The 17449-nt window shown below is 72.0% G+C and carries 14 protein-coding genes and 1 rRNA gene; all 15 read right to left on the bottom strand.

The features are described 5' to 3' along the window. Positions 1–12: 12 nt before the first annotated feature. Entirely contained in the window at positions 13–282 is a 270-nt protein-coding gene (gene rpmA, locus ACZ6RT_RS00075; protein WP_344895807.1) for a 50S ribosomal protein L27, read from the bottom strand. 19 nt (positions 283–301) lie between these two features. Then, on the bottom strand, positions 302–604 hold the full coding sequence (rplU, locus tag ACZ6RT_RS00070) for a 50S ribosomal protein L21 (protein WP_399187149.1): 303 nt from the start codon (positions 602–604) through the stop codon (positions 302–304). Between the two features lie 331 nt (positions 605–935). After that, on the bottom strand, positions 936–3863 hold the full coding sequence (locus tag ACZ6RT_RS00065) for an Rne/Rng family ribonuclease (RefSeq protein ID WP_470151464.1): 2928 nt from the start codon (positions 3861–3863) through the stop codon (positions 936–938). 97 nt (positions 3864–3960) lie between these two features. Continuing rightward, entirely contained in the window at positions 3961–4740 is a 780-nt protein-coding gene (locus ACZ6RT_RS00060; protein ID WP_399187151.1) for a TIGR03936 family radical SAM-associated protein, read from the bottom strand. A 103-nt stretch (positions 4741–4843) separates the two neighbouring features. Beyond that, positions 4844–6754, bottom strand: a complete 1911-nt coding sequence (locus ACZ6RT_RS00055; protein WP_399187152.1) for a TIGR03960 family B12-binding radical SAM protein — start codon at positions 6752–6754, stop codon at positions 4844–4846. Positions 6755–6947: 193 nt separating this feature from the next. After that, complete coding sequence (rodA, locus tag ACZ6RT_RS00050) at positions 6948–8105, bottom strand: rod shape-determining protein RodA (protein ID WP_399187174.1); 1158 nt, start codon at positions 8103–8105, stop codon at positions 6948–6950. A 163-nt stretch (positions 8106–8268) separates the two neighbouring features. Continuing rightward, on the bottom strand, positions 8269–10335 hold the full coding sequence (gene mrdA, locus ACZ6RT_RS00045; RefSeq protein WP_399187153.1) for a penicillin-binding protein 2: 2067 nt from the start codon (positions 10333–10335) through the stop codon (positions 8269–8271). Between the two features lie 50 nt (positions 10336–10385). Beyond that, positions 10386–10913 carry a rod shape-determining protein MreD gene (gene mreD, locus ACZ6RT_RS00040; protein WP_399187154.1) on the bottom strand — a complete coding sequence of 176 codons (528 nt, stop codon included), beginning with the start codon at positions 10911–10913 and terminating at the stop codon, positions 10386–10388. Positions 10914–10917: 4 nt separating this feature from the next. Beyond that, the gene (gene mreC, locus ACZ6RT_RS00035; RefSeq protein WP_399187155.1) at positions 10918–11838 is read right to left on the bottom strand and encodes a rod shape-determining protein MreC; all 921 of its coding nucleotides are present in this window, start codon (positions 11836–11838) and stop codon (positions 10918–10920) included. Continuing rightward, positions 11838–12869 (bottom strand): rod shape-determining protein, encoded by a 1032-nt coding sequence (locus ACZ6RT_RS00030; RefSeq protein ID WP_399187156.1) that lies wholly within the window; start codon positions 12867–12869, stop codon positions 11838–11840. The genes mreC and ACZ6RT_RS00030 overlap by 1 nt, the downstream gene beginning before the upstream one ends. 192 nt (positions 12870–13061) lie before the next feature. Continuing rightward, positions 13062–13472, bottom strand: coding sequence for a nucleoside-diphosphate kinase (gene ndk / locus ACZ6RT_RS00025; protein WP_399187157.1), 411 nt, complete (start codon positions 13470–13472; stop codon positions 13062–13064). A gap of 91 nt (positions 13473–13563) precedes the next feature. Further along, positions 13564–15444: a hypothetical protein gene (locus ACZ6RT_RS00020; RefSeq protein WP_470151459.1), complete on the bottom strand. Its 1881-nt coding sequence runs from the start codon at positions 15442–15444 to the stop codon at positions 13564–13566. Positions 15445–15455: 11 nt separating this feature from the next. Beyond that, complete coding sequence (locus ACZ6RT_RS00015; protein ID WP_344895774.1) at positions 15456–15794, bottom strand: DUF4233 domain-containing protein; 339 nt, start codon at positions 15792–15794, stop codon at positions 15456–15458. A 67-nt stretch (positions 15795–15861) separates the two neighbouring features. Next, positions 15862–17154: a bifunctional folylpolyglutamate synthase/dihydrofolate synthase gene (locus tag ACZ6RT_RS00010; RefSeq protein ID WP_470151861.1), complete on the bottom strand. Its 1293-nt coding sequence runs from the start codon at positions 17152–17154 to the stop codon at positions 15862–15864. 221 nt (positions 17155–17375) lie between these two features. Then, positions 17376–17449: ribosomal RNA gene (rrf, locus tag ACZ6RT_RS00005) — 5S ribosomal RNA — on the bottom strand; the annotation flags it as partial.

The raw sequence follows: 17449 nt of genomic DNA, 5'->3' as shown, positions 1-17449 counted from the left end.
TTCGGCGCGAATCTACTCCGCGGCCGGAACGGTGACCGGAACGATGCTCACCGCGCGGCGTCCGCGCTTGACGCCGAACAGCACGTGGCCCGCGGCCAGTGCGAACAGCGTGTCGTCACTGCCACGGCCGACGTTGTCGCCGGGGTGGAAGTGGGTGCCGCGCTGACGGACGATGATCTCGCCGGCGTTGACCAGCTGACCGCCGAAGCGCTTCACACCGAGTCGCTGGGCGTTGGAGTCGCGGCCGTTCCGAGTGGACGACGCGCCCTTCTTGTGTGCCATCTCGCAAAACTCCCGAAACTCAGGCCTGGTCGATGCCGGTGATCTTCACCTGGGTGTACCGCTGGCGGTGACCCTGGCGCTTCTTGTACCCCGACTTGTTCTTGTACTTCAGGATCCGGATCTTCGGACCCTTGGTCTCACCGATGATCTCGGCGGCGACCGTGAACTTGCCCGCCTCGGTGGTCACGTCGCCGTCGTTGACGACGAGGACCGTCGGCAGCGAAACCGTGGAACCGACCTCGCCGGCGACCTTGTCCACCTCAAGGACGTCACCGACGGAGACCTTCTGCTGCCTGCCGCCGCAACGAACGATCGCGTACACCGCGGAACCCTTCTTTGACTGCTTGCTCGCTGGATGCTGCGCCCCGCATCCGGCTGTGGTCGTTGATGACGTACCGGGTAGGCGCGCGAACAGGGCGCGCCATGAGCGCACCGGTTCACCAGAGTACCGGATTCACGGTGTCCTGGTCGAACCGGGCGGAACGTCGGGGGTGCCGGCCTCAGGTCCCGTCCCGCGGGATCCCCGCCCGCGACGACCGGCCCGGCGACGCCCTCCGGGGTGGTGCGGAAGCCCGTGACATGTCACGAACCCCTCACCGCCCCGCGGGAACCACCTGGCCGGACCTCGTCGCGGCGAGATCTCCGGACGGGACCTACTCGGCCGGCCTGGCCTTGCGGGAGCGTCTCCGCCCCCGGCCAGAAGCCTGCGCTGCCTGACCGTCCTCGTTCTGGACGCCGTCAAGCGCATCGGTCACCGTATCACGGCCCGACTGGTCACCGGCCGCCACCGCGTGGTTACCGTCCTTGCCGAGCTTCTCGGACACGGCCTTCTCGACCGCCATCTTGCCCTGGGTGCCGCGCGGCTCGGGCTTGGCCTCGACCGGCTCGGTCGAGACGTGCAGGCCGCGGCCGTTGCAGCACTCGCAGACGGTGGAGAACGCCTCCAGCAGGCCCTGGCCGACCCGCTTGCGCGTCATCTGCACCAGGCCCAGCGAGGTGACCTCGGCGACCTGGTGCTTGGTACGGTCGCGGGCCAGGCACTCCAGCAGCCGCCGCAGCACCAGGTCCCGGTTGTTCTCCAGCACCATGTCGATGAAGTCGATCACGATGATGCCGCCGATGTCGCGGAGCCGGAGCTGGCGGACGATCTCCTCGGCCGCCTCCAGGTTGTTGCGGGTGACCGTCTCCTCCAGGTTGCCGCCCTGGCCGGTGAACTTGCCGGTGTTGACGTCGACCACCGTCATGGCCTCGGTCCGGTCGATCACCAGCGAGCCGCCGCTGGGCAGCCAGACCTTGCGCTCCATCGCCTTGGCGATCTGCTCGTCGATCCGGTAGGCCGCGAAGACGTCGCCGCTCTCCTCCCACCGGCTGAGCCGGTCGGCCAGGTGCGGGGCGACGTAGCGGACGTACTCGTCGACGGTCTCCCAGACGTCCTCACCGGCCACGACCAGCGAGGCGAAGTCCTCGTTGAACACGTCGCGGACCACCCGGACGGTCAGGTCCGGCTCGGAGGAGAGCAGCTCCGGCGCGCTGGCCGACTTGGCCTTGCGCTGGATGTTCTCCCACTGCGCCGAGAGCCTGGCCACGTCGCGGGCGAGCTCCTCCTCGGAGGCGCCCTCGGCGGCCGTGCGGACGATGACGCCCGCGTTCTCCGGCATGACCTTCTTCAGGATGCTCTTGAGGCGGGTGCGCTCCTTGTCGGGGAGCTTGCGGCTGATCCCGGTCATCGAGCCGTCGGGCACGTAGACCAGGTAGCGTCCCGGCAGGCTGATCTGGCTGGTCAGCCGGGCGCCCTTGTGCCCCATGGGGTCCTTGGTGACCTGCACCAGCACCGACTGGCCCGACTTCAGCGCCACCTCGATCCGCTTGGGCTGGCCCTCCAGCCCCGCGGTGTCGAAGTTCACCTCTCCGGCGTACAGGACCGCGTTGCGGCCCTTGCCGATGTCGACGAACGCCGCCTCCATGCTCGGCAGCACGTTCTGCACCTTGCCGAGGTAGACGTTGCCCACGTACGACTGGCTCGCCTCGCGGTTGACGTAGTGCTCGACGAGGACGTTGTCCTCCAGCACCGCGATCTGGGTGCGGCCACCGGTACGGCGGACCACCATCATCCGCTCGACCGACTCCCGGCGGGCCAGGAACTCCGACTCGGTGATGATCGGCGGACGCCTGCGGCCCAGCTCGCGCCCCTCGCGGCGGCGCTGCTTCTTGGCCTCCAGGCGGGTGGAGCCGCGCACGCTCTGCACCTCGTCCACCGAGGTGCTGCGCCCGGCGCGGGGGGCGCGGATGCGCACCACCGTGTTGGGCGGGTCGTCCGGCACCTCGGCGACCTCGTCGGTGCCCCTGCGGCGCCTGCGACGGCGCCGGCGCGAGCTGCCGCTCTCGTTCTCGTCGTCGGCGTCGGCCTCGGAGCGGTCCTCGTCGGCCTGCTCGGCCTCGGTCTCCTCGCCCTCGTCCAGATCGCGCGTCTTGCCGCGGCCCCGGCCGCCCCTGCGGCGCCTGCGGCGGCGGCCGCCGGCGTCGTCGTCGCCCTCGTCCAGATCGTCGTCCTCGGGCTCCTCGGCGCTCTCGGCCACGGCCTCGGCGGGCTCGGGCTCGACCGGCGGCGCGGGCGGCTGGACGGGTGCGGGACGCGCGGGGGCCTGCGCGGCGAGCTGCGGGTCAGGGGCCTGGAACAGCGGCTGGAACACCGCGGCGGGCGCCTGGAAGGTCACCGAGGGCACCTCGGAACGTTCCTGGGAGGTCAGCCCGAAGGGGTTCGCGAACAGGCCGGGCCTGGGCTCCTCGATGACGTCCTCACCGTCGGGCTCGTCGTCGAACGGCTCCTCGACGGGCAGCTCCAGCAGCAGCGCCGCCTCGTCCTCCTCGGCCTCGGCGGGGGTCACGTCCTCGTCCCGCGCCGTCACCGGCTCCGGGGTCGGCTCGGCGACCGGCTCGGCGACCGGCTCGGCGGTCGTGGGGGCCGGCTCGGAGAAGGCGGGCTCGGCCGCGGCCTCCTGCACGACGGCCTTCTTGCGCGAGCGGGTACGACGGGCCGGCGCGGCGGGCGGCTGCTCGTCCTGCGCCTGCTCGACGGACGGCTCGGGAGCGGCCACGACCGGCGTCAGGGACTCGGCGGGGCCCGTGGGCCCGGCGATCACCGGATCGACGTCCTGAACGGGCTCGGCGACCGGCTCGGCCGTCTTCTTGGCGCGGCTGCGGCGCGTGGTGGTGGTCGTGCCGTCGGCCGCGGCGGCCCTGCGCCTGGTGGCGCGCTTGGGCGCCTCCGGGGCCACGGGCTCCGCGAGCTCCGCGGGCTCCGCGGGCTCCGTGCCCTCGGCGGACCCGGCGGGGTCGCCGTCCACCGGCCGGGCGGTCACCGGCCCGGACGCCTCGGCCCCCGACGAAGGCGGCTCGGCGGCGGGCGCGAAGGCCCCGGCCACCGGTGGTGCGGTGGTCCGTGCCGCGGGGGTCGGCTCCGGCTCCTCCGGCGGAGGTCCCGCGGGCCGGCTCGCGGCCCTGCGGCGGACCGGCCGCGGCTGATCTGTCGTGGTGTTCCCGCCGGGGCCGCTGGCCCCGGTCTCGGGCTCGTTCTCGAGCATGCGGACGCTCTCCCGTTCAGCTCCCGGGCACGTCTCCGCGCCGCGCGGGAGCTCTCGTCTCTCACTGTCCGCCAGGCCAGGGGCCCGGCGCCAAGTCCTATGTGTCGCCGCCGACGTGCCTGCCCACCGGGTCCGCTTCGCCGCCGCGCGTGGTGTCGCGGTCCAGGCCGAGCGGGTCGGCGGGCTCACCGGTGTGCACGTCGAGCGGGCCCTGCGCCAGCCTGGTCACCTCGGGGGGCACCGGCGGCGCGAAGTCAGCCACAAGACGCAGTCCAGTGAGAACGTCGTCGGGTCGTACGGCAGGAGTTGCGTGCCGTACAACCATGCGAAGTATGACACATGGCTGACCGGACGCCTGACCTGCTGTTGTCTCATTTCCCTCAAATACCGCAAGGCTCAGCACGGCCTCGCGGGCGTCGAAGCGTCGTATCCCCTTCTTGGTAAGGCGTTCGACCTCGACCTGATCGGCGGAGAGGAATTTCCCGACCGCCACCTCCGCGAGAGCGGGATCGGCTCCCGGCAGCCGCAGTTCCCACGCCGAGCACTCCATCCGGTCGGCCAGGCTCGTGTTCCCCGCCTCGACGACGTCGAGCACGTCGAGACCGTCGGGCAACGAGGTGTCCAGGGCGATCCTGAGCCGCTCGGGGTCGCACTCGCGCGTGACGCTGATCTCCAGGTACTCGGCCTCGCTGGCGACACCGGTGGGGGCGGCCCCTCCCACGTAGGAGATCTTCGGATGGGGTGAGAAACCCGCGCTGAACGCCACCGGGACGTCGGCCCGCCGGACGGCTCGTTCGAGCGCCCTGGAGATGTCGCGGTGGCTGGTGAAACGCAGGCGGCCACGCTTGGCGTAGCGCACGCGAAGGCGCTGCACCACGGGCGCGGGCGGCGGCCCGTCGGGAGCTGGTTTCAGGGCGGTGTCGTCCTTCCCGGGTCGTGGTCGTCGTTCTCGGGCGGGCGGTGCTCACGCACCGCCCACCTCAGACAACCGTGAGTGGCAGCAGCTTCTTCCCGGTGGGCCCGATCTGGATCTCGGTGCCCATCGTGGGGCAGACGCCGCAGTCGTAACAGGGCGTCCACCGGCAGTCCTCGACCTCGACGTCGTTGACCGCGTCCTGCCAGTCCTGCCAGAGCCATTCGCGGTCGAGACCGGCGTCGAGGTGGTCCCAGGGAAGCACCTCGTTCTCGCCGCGCTCGCGCGTGGTGTACCAGCCGACGTCCACCCCGGCCTTCTCGGCGGCGTCCATCCAGCGCTGGTAGGAGAAGTGCTCGCTCCAGCCGTCGAACCGGCCGCCGTCCTCCCACACCGCGCGGATGACCTCGCCGACACGTCGGTCACCGCGGGAGAGCAGGCCCTCCACGATCGAGGGCTTGCCGTCGTGGTAGCGGATGCCGATGGCACGGCCGTACTCGCGGTCGCCGCGCAATGCCTCCCTCAGCGCCCGCAGCCTGCGGTCGACCGTCTCGTGGTCGGCCTGGCCGGCCCACTGGAACGGCGTGTGCGGCTTGGGCACGAACCCGCCGATGGAGACCGTGCAGCGCACGTCGCGCGACCCGGTGGCCTCGCGGCCCGCCTTGATGACCTTCTTGGCCAGGTCGGCGATGCCCAGGACGTCGGCGTCCTCCTCGGTCGGCAGGCCGCACATGAAGTAGAGCTTCACCTGCCGCCAGCCCTGGGTGTAGGCCGTGGTGACGGTCCGGATGAGGTCCTCCTCGGTGACCATCTTGTTGATCACCTTGCGCATCCGCTCCGAGCCGCCCTCCGGGGCGAACGTCAGGCCGGAACGGCGCCCGCCGCGGGAGAACTCGTTCGCCAGGTCGATGTTGAAGGCGTCGACCCGGGTGGAGGGCAGCGAGAGCGAGGTGTTGGTGCCCTCGTAGCGGTCCGCCAGCCCCTTGGCCACCTCGCCGATCTCGGAGTGGTCCGCCGACGACAGCGACAGCAGGCCGACCTCGTTGAAGCCGGACGCCTTCACGCCCGCCTCGACCATGTCGCCGATCGTGGTGATCGACCGCTCCCGCACCGGGCGGGTGATCATGCCGGCCTGGCAGAACCGGCAACCGCGGGTGCAGCCGCGGAAGATCTCCACGCTGAACCGCTCGTGCACGGTCTCGGCCAGCGGGACCAGCGGCTTCTTCGGGTACGGCCACTCGTCCAGGTCCATGACCGTGTGCTTGTGGATCCGCCACGGCACGCCGGGCCTGTTGGGCGCCACGCGCTGGATACGGCCGTCGGGGTGGTAGTCGACGTCGTAGAACTTCGGCACGTAGACCCCGCCGGACTCGGCCAGCCGCATCAGCAGCCCGTCCCGGCCGCCGGGCGAGCCCTCGGTCTTCCACTCCCGGATGACCTCGGTGATCGCGATGGCGATCTGCTCCCCGTCGCCCAGCACGGCGGCGTCGAGGAACTCGGCGATCGGCTCGGGGTTGAACGCCGCGTGGCCACCGGCCAGCACGATCGGGTCCTCGTCGCCCCGGTCGGCCGCCCTCAGCGGGATGCCGGCCAGGTCCAGCGCGGTCAGCATGTTGGTGTAGCCGAGCTCGGTGGAGAACGACAGCCCGAGCACGTCGAACGCCCGTACCGGCCGGTGCGCGTCGACCGTGAACTGGGGCACGCCCTCGGAGCGCATCAGCGCCTCCAGGTCCGGCCAGACCGCGTAGGTCCGCTCGGCCAGTGTCTCCGGCAGCTCGTTGAGGATCTCGTAGAGGATCTGGACGCCCTGGTTGGGCAGCCCGACCTCGTAGGCGTCCGGATACATCAGCGCCCAGCGGACCGTGGTCTCGTCCCAGTCCTTGACGGTCGAGTTGAGCTCACCTCCGACGTACTGGATCGGCTTCTGCACCCTGGGCAGGAGCGCTTCCAGGCGGGGAAACAGCGACTCGACAGACATGCGGTCAAGAATATCCGCCTCCGAGGGGTGCACCAGGCGTCCGGCACCGTTCAGGGCCTCCCCGCACCCCCGGTGACCGTACGGACCGGGCTTCGTCGCCCGCCCGCACGGGCGACCGGGACGGCCGATCCGGACGGTGACCGGCGAACCGCAGGGACGGCCGGGACCGCCGGGACCGCCGGGACCGCCGGGACTACGACGAATGCCCGCGCCGGTGGATCGCCTGGAGCAGCCCGAAGGCGATCATGTTCGCGAAGGTGGCGGTACCGCCGTAGGAGACGAACGGCAGGGGCAGGCCGGTGATCGGCATGATCCCGATCGTCATCCCGATGTTGACGAACGTCTGGAAGGCCAGCCAGCAGACGATCGCCCCGCCCACCAGCATGCCGAACCTGTCGTCGCACTCGCGGGCGATCCGCGCCCCGCGCAGCAGGATCACCCCCAGCAGCGCCACCACGGTGACCGAGCCGAGGAAGCCGAACTCCTCCCCCGCCACCGTGAAGATGAAGTCGGTGTGCTGCTCGGGCACGAAACGGCCGGTGGTCTGGCCGCCCCCGAACAGCCCCTTGCCGAGCACCTCCCCCGACCCGATCGCGATCAGCGACTGGGTGCTGTTGTAGCCGACCCCGCGCGGGTCCACCGACGGGTTGAGGAACGCGGTGAACCTGGCGATCTGGTAGGGCTCCAGCACGTCGAGGAACCACGCCGCGGCCCCGGCCCCGGCCACCGCCAGGCCCAGCCCTGCGATCCAGCGCTTGCGCACCCCGGCCACCACGATCGTGCCGGCCGTGATCACCCCGATGACCATCGTGGTGCCCAGGTCGGGCTGGAGCATCACCAGGGCCATGGTGCAGGTGGCCACCACCAGCGAGACCACCACGTACGGCCCCTGAGGCCGCTCGGTGCCCTTGGCCCGCCTGGTCAGCAGCATCGCCAGCATCAGTGCCAGGCCGAGCTTGGCGAACTCCGACGGCTGGAACGCGAACCCGCCGCCGAGCATGATCCACGAGTGGGCGCCGTTCACGGTGCTGCCGAGCGGCGTGAGCACCAGGCACAGCCCGACCAGCGTCACCCCGTACACCAGCGGCGCGAAGGCCCGCAGCGCCCGGTGGTCCACCATCGCGGTCCCGGCGGCCAGCACTGCCCCGATGACGAGGTTGAGGACGTGCTTCTTGACCAGGCCGGTGGATCCGGCCGCCCAGGTCCTGGTCGACGACCAGACCAGCATCGTGCCGATCACCGCCAGCGCGGTGACGGCCACCAGCATCAGCCCGTCCGTCCGCCTCAGCGCGGAGGCCGCCGCCACCGTCCGCCCGGCCAGGGACGTCCGCGCCGGCGCCCCCCTGGTCATCGGCGCGACGCCCGCGCGGCTCACCCCGTCCTCCCCGCGGACGTCTTCCCGGTGGACGTCCCTTCGACGAACGCCTCCCGGACGAACGTCCCCCCGGCGGACGTCACCTTGGCGGACGTCCCCCTAGCGGGTGTCACCTTGGCGGACGTCCCCCTGGCGGGTGTCACCGCGCCACCGTCCCGTCCCGCGCGATCACCGGAAGCCTGCTCGCCGGACGCCCGCCCGGCAGGATGGGAGGGCCGGCCGTCTTCCCGTCCGGCGAGAACCCGTAGATGCCCTCGTAGATCTTCCGCACCGCCGGGGCCGCGGTCTGGCCGCCCATGCCTCCCTGGGACACCATGACGACGATCACGAACCGGGGCTTGTCCGTCGGGGCGAACGAGGCGAACCACGACGTGTCGGCCTTGCCGTAGACCTCGGCGGTGCCGGTCTTGCCGCCGACCTTGACCTTGTCCATGGGGAACCCGGAGAAGGCCCCGGCCGCGGTGCCGTCGGAGGCGACCTCGCTCAGCGCACCCTTGATGTAGGCCCGCTCCTTCGGCGAGAGCGGCAACCTGCCCGTCACCGGCACCTTGATCTCCTTGACCTTGGTGCCGTCGGGACGCACCAGCGCCCAGCCCACCCGCGGGCTGCGCAGCCTGCCGTCGCCGACCAGCGCCGTGTAGGCCGCCGCCAGCTGCAGCGGCGTCACCAGCACGTCCCCCTGCCCGATGGAGAAGTTCGCCGCGTCCCCGGGACGCAGCTGGAACCCCTCCAGGCAGTTCTCGTACGCCAGCCGCTTGAGGAAGGCCGCCCTGCTGGGGCTCTTCCCGGCCACCTCCGGGTAACCGGTCTTGGCCCGCTTGCAGTTGGTCTCCTTGGTCGCCGCCCAGATGGTCTTCTTCCAGGCCCTGTCGGGGATGCGTCCCGGCGACTCGCCCGGCAGGTCGATGCCGGTGGGACGGCCGAACCCGTAGGCGCGGGCCATGGCGGCCATGGGCTCCTTGGGCCTGCCCTTGGGGTTGAGCCCGCCGTCGCGCAGCCACTGCTCGTAGGCCGCCCGGTAGAAGATCGTGTCGCAGGACTTCACCAGCGCCATGTGCAGGGTGAGCGACCCCAGGGCGATGCCCCGGAAGTTGTTGAACGGCCGGTCGCCCACCATGAACGATCCCGGGCAGTCGTAGCGGCCGTGCAGCGGGTAGCCGTCCTTGAGCATCGCGGCCACCGACGACACCTTGAACGTCGAACCGGGCGCGAACTCGCCCTTGATGGCCCGTGACACCAGCGGTTTGCCCGCCTTGCCCGACAGCAGCCGCTGGTACTCGCCCTCGGAGATGCCCCCCGTCCAGACCGCCGGATCGTACGTCGGCGCGCTGGCCAGCGCGAGCACCCGGCTCGTCCTGGCGTCCAGCACCACCGCCGCCGCGCCGTCGGCCTTGGGGGCGCCCTTCATCGCCTCGCGCAGCGCCTTCTCCGCCACCGACTGCACCCTGGCGTCGATACTGGTGATCAGCGTGTCCCCCGGCACCGGCGGCACGTTCCGCTCCACGCCCATCACCTTGCCGAGCCGGTCGACCTGCACCCGCCGCGTCCCCGGCGTCCCCCGCAGCGGCACGTCGTAGATCGACTCCAGCCCGTCCCTGCCCACCAGGTCCACCCCGGAGAACGCCTGCCTGCGCCCGCCCTTGCGCTCCATCTCCTCCTGCGTGATCGGCTGCAGGTAGCCCAGTGCCTGCGCTCCCGCGCCCTTGCGCGGGTACTGCCGCACGGCCTGCACCTCGGCGGTCACCCCGGGGAACATCTCCTGCCGCTCCAGGATCTGCAGGGCCTCGCGGGTGGTGACGTCGGCGTCGATCGGGATCGGCTGGAAGGGCGAACCGGGCCAGCACGGCCGGGCCACGCCGGGGCCGCACGCCCTGATCCGCTCGCGCAGCTCGTCGGGACGGCGGCCGAGCACCGCGGCCAGCCTCTGCAGCACCGCCCTGCCGTTGCCCTCCATCCGGTTCAATCGGGTCCGGTCGACCGAGACCACCAGCGTGGTCCGGTTGCGTACCAGCGGACGGCCCGACGCGTCGAGGATCTGCCCCCGTACCGCCGGGACCACCACGTCACGCGTGCGCGTCTCGGTCGCGGCGGTCACGTACTCCGCCCCCCGCACCACCTGTACCTGCCAGAGCCGCACCGCGAGCACCGCCAGCATCGACGCCACCAGCACCTGCACCACGACCAGCCGTCCCCGCATCAACCCCATGTCCGCCCCTTCCCACCCGCCTCACCCAGGACCCCGATCCCCGGCGCCTCTCACGCCCGGCTTCGCATCACGTACGCGCGCAGATGGACCGGCTGCGGCTCCGGCCCGCGGACCAGCCTGCGCACCGCCCAGACCACCGGCGGCGCGGCGAGCATGGTGTAGACGATCGCCCGCGGCAGCACCGTCGCCAGCAGGGACAGGTCGCTTCTGGGATCCCCCAGCAGGGCACCCGTGACCATGGCGATCGCCGGCCCCGCGGCCGCGCAGGCCAGCGCCACGAGCGGTTCCGCGCCCGGACGGCCCCGCGCCGCGCGTCCCGCCACGGACCCGACGATGCAGAACACCAGCGCGTTGTGCCCGAACAGGTGCGCCACCGGCGGCAGGACGTCGCTCACCAGGCCGGTGGCGAACCCCGCGACGGCGCCGGGGACGGCACCGCGGGCCAGCGCGTACCCCACCACGGCGAGCAGCACCAGGTCCGGCGCTGCGTGCCCGGGCAGCGGGAGCCGGTTGACCACGCTGACCTGGGCCACCATGATCCCCACGACCAGCACCGCGAACGCCACCGTGCGGCCCATCCGATCACACCCCCTCTCGCCGCACCCGGCGGGTGTCCGCCTTACGCGGCCCGGAGGGCGGGGGCGGCGGGACCACCGCGTCGCGCACGGGGCGCTCCGGCGCCTGTACCACCACGCCGACCACCTCGAGTGCGGTCAGATCGGCGTACGGCCGCGCGTACGCGATGCGGGTCAGCTCACCCGGCGTGGCCTCGACCCGCTCGATCACCCCGATCGGCACCCCCGCCACGTACGGCACGCCCCGGTGGGAGCCGAAGCTCACGATCCGGTGCCCGGGGGTGATCGGCGCGGTCGAGTCCAGCAACCGGAACCGGACCAGCCTCCCGCTCTCCCCGACCCCGTGCACCACCCCGATCTCGTTGCTGCCCTCCAGCCGGGCCCCCGCCGCCGAGGCGGCGTCGCTCAGCAGGACCACGGTGGAGGTGGCCGAGCCCGTCCGGACGACCCTGCCGACCAGGCCGTCGGCGTTCAGCACGGTCATCTCCGTACGCACCCCGTCGGCGCGTCCCACGTCGAGTTCGACCGCCTCCTCGAACCCCGGCGCCCCCCGCCGGGCGATCACCTGGGCGGGCAGGATCCGGTATCCACCGGTCCCGGCGACGGCGAGCAACCGGCGCAGCTCCTCCGAACGTCTCCGGTCGAGGCTCTGGGCCATCAGGTCGCGCTTGAGCCGCTGGTTCTCGGCCTGCAGCCGCTCGATCCGGTCCTGCGCCGAGAACGCGCCGGTCACCGTCTCGAAGAATCCGCCGACGGGCCGCACGATCCCGGCCCCCGCGCTCTCCAGGGACCCGAACACCGTCGTCCCGGCCCCGCGGAGCGGATCGAACGGCGACCGTTCCGCCGAACGGTGGTCGACGGTCACGAGCACCAGCGCGGCCGCCAGCAGCAGCCCCAGGTTGATGCGTGCCCGGCGCGTGTCCTTCATCAGTGCCGCGGCTCGGGGACCAGCACCTGCTGCAGGGCGTCGAAGTCCTCCACGCACTTGCCCGACCCCAGCGCCACGGAGTCGAGGGCGTTGTCGACGAGGTGGATCGGCATGCCGGTCTCGGCCTTCAGCCGCTCGTCCATGCCCTTCAGCAGCGCTCCGCCCCCGGTCAGGGCGATCCCGCGGTCCATGAGGTCTCCGGAGAGCTCCGGCGGGCACTTGTCGAGCGTGGTCTTCACCGCGTCGACGATCGCGTTCAGCGACTCCTCGATGGCCTTGCGGATCTCGGCGGCCGACACCACGATCGTCTTCGGCAGGCCGCTGACCAGGTCACGGCCCCGGATCTCGGCATGGCTCTCCTCGGGCATCGGGCAGGCGGAGCCGATGGCCATCTTGATCTCCTCGGCGGTCCGCTCGCCCAGCATGAGCGAGTGCTCCTTCTTCGCGAAGGCGATGATCGCGTGGTCGAGCTCGTCGCCGCCCACCCGGATCGACTGGCTGGTCACCACGCCGCCCATCGAGATGATCGCCACCTCGGTGGTACCACCGCCGATGTCGACCACCATGTTGCCGGTGGGCTCGTGCACCGGCAGGCCCGCGCCGATCGCGGCGGCCATCGGCTCCTCGACGATGTAGACCCGGCGCGCTCCGGCCTGGTACCCGGCCTCCTTGACCGCCCGCTGCTCGACCCCGGTGATCCCGCTCGGCACCGCGATGATGATGCGCGGCTTGGCGAAGTGACGGCGCTTGTGCACCCGCTGGATGAAGTAGCGCAGCATGCGCTCGGTGACGTCGAAGTCGGCGATGACGCCGTCCTTGAGCGGGCGGATGGCGACGATGTTGCCCGGTGTGCGGCCGATCATCCGCTTGGCCTCGATGCCAACGGCCACGATCTTCCCGGTCGTGGTGTTGATCGCCACGACGGACGGCTCGTTGAGCACGATCCCGCGGCCGCGCACGTAGACGAGGGTGTTCGCGGTGCCGAGGTCGACCGCCATGTCACGGCCTAGGAAAGCAAGATTGCTGCCCATGAGGAAGGCTGGCCTCCTTCCGTCAGGTGGTCGGCGAAAACTACGGAACGCACTCGAATCGTAACGTGATGTACCCACCCTTGAGCGCAATGAGCCGGCCTGCCCCGGCAAAATTCTTAAGCTCGCGGAACGCGGCGGGCCCCGCCGTCCGGAAGGACGGCGGGGCCCGGCGGGCACGACGAGGGCGGACGCTCAGAAGCGGTCCGGGAAGAAGATCTTGATCTCCCTGGCGGCGGACTCCGGGGAGTCGGAGCCGTGCACGACGTTCTCGCCGATCTCCAGGGCGTGGTCGCCACGGATGGTGCCGGGGGCGGACTTGACCGGGTCGGTCAGGCCCGCGAGGGAGCGGAACGCCTCGATGGCGCGCGGCCCCTCGAGGACCAGCGCCACCAGCGGGCCGGAGGTGATGAACTCCACCAGCTCGCCGAAGAACGGCCGCTCGGAGTGCTCGGCGTAGTGCGCCTTGGCGGTCTCGACGTCCAGGGTGCGCAGCTCCATCGCCACGACCTTCAGGCCCTTGCGCTCGATGCGGGCGATCACGTCGCCGATGAGGCCGCGTGCCACACCGTCGGGCTTGATCAGGACTAGGGTGCGCTCGGACACTGACGTTCTCCTTTGAACATGCGTGGATCGCCGACTGCGATGAATGCGCGAAGTTTACCGTCCCGGGCGCGTTTCCCCGCGGTCGGCCGGATCACCCCCGGACCGGGCCGTTCCCGGGTCCGTCCTCCGGTGAGGGCGCCGGTGGCGGCACCACGACCGGCGGCGTGGCGACCTCCCCGGGGTCGGTCTCCCGCCCGGGATCGCACTCCGACTCCCGTCCGGGGTCGCGCCCGGGGTCGTGGGCGGGCTCGCGGTCCGGCTCGCGCCAGGGCCTGGCCCTGCCGCTCTCCCCGGCCCCGCCTCCGGCCGCGGCCGTCGATCCGCGTTCCGGTTCCGTACGGAACGGCTCCGGCCGCGACGGCACCGGGGAGTCCGCGGCACCGGAGCGCGGCCACACCACCGAGGGTGCCGCCCGCTCCGTCCTGACGGGCGGCCCGGACGCCGTGGCACCCGGCCGTCCGCCGCCCATCGGATCGGCCTCCCCAGCCGGAGAGGGCACCAGGCCGGAGGCGGGTCCCGCCGGGCGTGCCGCGACCGCGGCGTCCCGGCCCGGATCCGCCGGGGTCCCCGGCCGCACCCGTGCCAGGACCGCGCCGAGCACGATCACCGCGAGCACCAGGCCACCCCCGATCAGCGCCCACAGATGCAGCGCGTCCACGAACCCGTCGACCAGCGCCTGCGGGGTGGTGGCCTGCTTCAGGACCGGCTCCAGCCGGGTCACCTGGACCCCGCTGCCCAGCAGGAAGCCCGCGAGCACGGCCGGGAAGAACAGCGAGAGCGCCGTCAGCGCCGCCCCCTCGTCACAGGAGCGCAGCGCGGCGGTGAGCGCCGTCGAGGCGCCGACCGCGAGCAGCACGAAGGGGAGGATCAGCGTGAACCCGGCCGAGGCCGGCAGGAAGAGCCGTACCGCGCACAGGCCCGCGACCAGCACCCCCAGCCCGCCCGCGGTGAGCACGGGCACGGCCGCGGCGCCGGCCCGGTTCACCAGCACCGCCGAGAGCAGGCCCGCCACCGTCGCGATCGCGAAGGCGGGCCAGAGACCGGACAGCCCCGGCCCGCCCAGCCCGCCGAGCTCGACGTAGGTGGTCTGGGCGGCGGTCGGCAGGAGGACGACGCCGACCGCGATCATCGCGTAGGCCGGCGCGCGCTGCACCGTGCCCTTCGACGTCCCCCGGGAGGCCAGGACCAGCAGCACCAGGACCGAGGCCAGGGCCGCCAGCACCACCAGGCCGGCCGGCCAGTCGAACGTGCTGCCCAGCGCCAGGGCCGCGACGCCCGCGGCGGGCACCACCGCCCAGAGCGTGCGCCCCCCTCCGGACAGGACCGGCTCGGGCGTGGCCCCCTCGCCCTCCCTCAGCCAGAGCACGAGGTAGAGCGCGGCCAGCGCGAGCGCGACCCCGGTGAGCATCGGGTACGGCTGGAGCGTGACGCGCCAGGAGTCGACCTGGTCGAGGGGCCAGAGCGCGAGCGCCTGGGCGGCCAGCAGACCGGCCGCCAGCGCGGCCCCCCACACGGCCCTCAGAAGCGACGAGCGCCCCCAGACGGCCATCAGCGTGGCAGGGACCAGCAGGCCCGCGCCGACGCCGTGCAGGACCCTCAGGGCCCCCACCGGCACCGTCGACCCGGCGTACCCGCCGGCGGCGTCGGCGAAGGCCAGCAGCGCCAGCCCCGCGACCACCATCGGGGCCGCCCTCATCCGGCGGAGGACCACCGCCGCGACCGGCACGGTCAGGACCATCGCGGGCAACGCCAGCCCGTGCGCCCGGATCATCTCTATCTGCGAGACGTCCGGGGGCAGCAGGGCCGCGACCACCGAGATGGTGTTGGGAATGGCGACGATCGCCAGTGGCAGCGTCATCGCGACGAGCAGCCCGAGCACGACGTCGAGCATCGGGGAGACACGGAGCGCGCGCACCAGGCCCGTGGGCCCGGCTGCCACCGCCCGCGTCGGCTGGATGGGAGGGACGGCCATGTTGGCCGACTTTAGCGAGAAGTCACGCCCTCGACACGGCGAGCGACGAATATCGCCGTGATCCACAACGCGGCGAAGATCGTTCCGAGCAGGAACATGGTCGGGACCATCAGGCCCGAGGCGATGGCGAGCACCTGGACCACACTGCCCAGCACGTACGCGAAAGGCCGCTTGAGCAGGCCGATGACCACGACGCACAGCACCGCCAGGCCCAGGCCGACGGTGGCCGCGACCGCCGGCGCGACGCCCTGGACGTTGATGGCCACCGGCGTGAACAGCCCGACGACTATCGCCTCCATGCCGAGCACGCTGGCGCACAGGCGCCTCATCCCCGGAGTGACCGTGATCATCTCTCGCTCCCGCCTGGCCGCACCGGCCGGACCGCGCCCGGCGGTTCCGGGTCTCTTCCGTTCCCGATCACCGTGACTCCTCCGCCTTGAGCAGGAGGCGCGCGTCTCCGGCGGTGACCACGGACCCGGTGATCAGCACCCCGGCCCCGCTGAACTCCCCCAGCGCGTCGGCGATGCCGATCGCCCGGTCGATCGCGTTGTCCAGCCGCTCGATCTGGTACACCCGGTCGAGACCGAAGATCTCCTCGGCCAGGGCGGCGAGCTCGTCCACGTCCATGGACCGGGGTGAGGAGTTGCGGGTCACCACGATCTCGTCCATCAGCGGCTCCAGCAGCTCCAGCATGCCCTGGACGTCCTTGTCCTCGAACATCGCCAGCACGCCGATGAGCTTCTCGAAGTCGAACGACTCCTGCACCGCGTCCAGGCTGGCCTGCATGCCCGCGGGGTTGTGCGACGCGTCGACGATCACCGTGGGTCCCCTGCGCACCACCTCCAGCCTGCCCGGGGAGCGGACCCCCAGGAACGCCTGCCGTACCAGCTCGGCGTCGAGAGGCTCGTCCCCGCCGGTCAGCGCCTCGGCCGCGGCCAGCGCGCAGACCGCGTTGCCCGCCTGGTGGGCGCCGTACAGGGGGAGCAGGATGTCGTCGTAGGTCCCCTTGAGGCCCTTGAGCCGGAGCAGCTGCCCGCCGATGGCGAGTTCGCGGTTCAGCACCCCGAACTCCAGTCCCTCGCGCGCCACGGTGGCCCCGACCTCGGCGGCCTGCCGCATCAGCACCCCGGCCGCGGGCAGCTGCTGCTGGGCGAGCACCGCGACCGCGCCGGGCTTGATGATGCCGGCCTTCTCCCCCGCGATGGTCTCGACATCGGGTCCCAGGTAGTCCATGTGGTCGAGCGAGATGGGGGTGATGACCGCGACGGCGCCGTCGGCGACGTTGGTGGCGTCGGTGATGCCGCCCATCCCGGTCTCGATGACCGCGACGTCCACCGGGGCGTCCGCGAAGGCGGCGAACGCCATCGCGGTGAGGGTCTCGAAGAAGGAGAGCCGCCTGCCCTGGGCGTCGACCATCTCCAGGTACGGCACGATGTCCTCGTAGACCTCGACGAAGCGCTCCTCGCTCAGCGGGGCACCGTCCACGCAGATGCGCTCGCGCATGGAGACGAGGTGAGGACTGGTGAAACGGCCGACGCGCAGGTTGCGCTCGCGCAGGAGCGCCTCGATCATGCGGGTCGTGGTCGACTTGCCGTTCGTGCCGGCCACGTGCACCACGGGGTAGGAGTGCTGGGGGGAGCCGAGCAGGTCCACGAGCGCGGCGATCCGGTCGAGGCCGGGCTCGAAGTTCCATTCGACGCCACGCTGCATGATCGCTTGTTCAACGGCTCGGTAGTCCACGTCCCCAGCCTACTGACCTTTCCCTCACGTCCCGGACCGGCCCGCGGGCGCAGGAACGTGCGCATCGACCCGGTGCACGCCGGGCGTTCGGCGGCCTCGTGGAGATCTCACCGGGTCTTGTCGGCGGGTCCCGTCAGGCGCACCCCGGAAACACGAAAGCCCCCACCAACGGTGGGGGCTTTCGAAAGATTGTCCGGCGGTGACCTACTCTCCCACACCGTCCCCGGTGCAGTACCATCGGCGCTGAAGAGCTTAACTTCCGGGT

The sequence above is a fragment of the Streptosporangium sp. NPDC050148 genome, assembly GCF_055586505.1.
This window is presented reverse-complemented; position numbering and strand designations above follow the sequence as displayed.

What these genes read in the sequence shown, in the direction of transcription:
- rpmA (WP_344895807.1), bottom strand. Translation starts at nt 282, where the DNA reads ATGGCACACAAGAAGGGCGCGTCGTCCACTCGGAACGGCCGCGACTCC.
- ACZ6RT_RS00065 (WP_470151464.1), bottom strand. Translation starts at nt 3,863, where the DNA reads ATGCTCGAGAACGAGCCCGAGACCGGGGCCAGCGGCCCCGGCGGGAAC.
- ACZ6RT_RS00055 (WP_399187152.1), bottom strand. Translation starts at nt 6,754, where the DNA reads ATGTCTGTCGAGTCGCTGTTTCCCCGCCTGGAAGCGCTCCTGCCCAGG.
- rodA (WP_399187174.1), bottom strand. Translation starts at nt 8,105, where the DNA reads ATGACCAGGGGGGCGCCGGCGCGGACGTCCCTGGCCGGGCGGACGGTG.
- mrdA (WP_399187153.1), bottom strand. Translation starts at nt 10,335, where the DNA reads ATGGGGTTGATGCGGGGACGGCTGGTCGTGGTGCAGGTGCTGGTGGCG.
- mreD (WP_399187154.1), bottom strand. Translation starts at nt 10,913, where the DNA reads ATGGGCCGCACGGTGGCGTTCGCGGTGCTGGTCGTGGGGATCATGGTG.
- mreC (WP_399187155.1), bottom strand. Translation starts at nt 11,838, where the DNA reads ATGAAGGACACGCGCCGGGCACGCATCAACCTGGGGCTGCTGCTGGCG.
- ACZ6RT_RS00030 (WP_399187156.1), bottom strand. Translation starts at nt 12,869, where the DNA reads ATGGGCAGCAATCTTGCTTTCCTAGGCCGTGACATGGCGGTCGACCTC.
- ACZ6RT_RS00020 (WP_470151459.1), bottom strand. Translation starts at nt 15,444, where the DNA reads ATGGCCGTCCCTCCCATCCAGCCGACGCGGGCGGTGGCAGCCGGGCCC.
- ACZ6RT_RS00015 (WP_344895774.1), bottom strand. Translation starts at nt 15,794, where the DNA reads ATGATCACGGTCACTCCGGGGATGAGGCGCCTGTGCGCCAGCGTGCTC.
- ACZ6RT_RS00010 (WP_470151861.1), bottom strand. Translation starts at nt 17,154, where the DNA reads ATGCAGCGTGGCGTCGAATGGAACTTCGAGCCCGGCCTCGACCGGATC.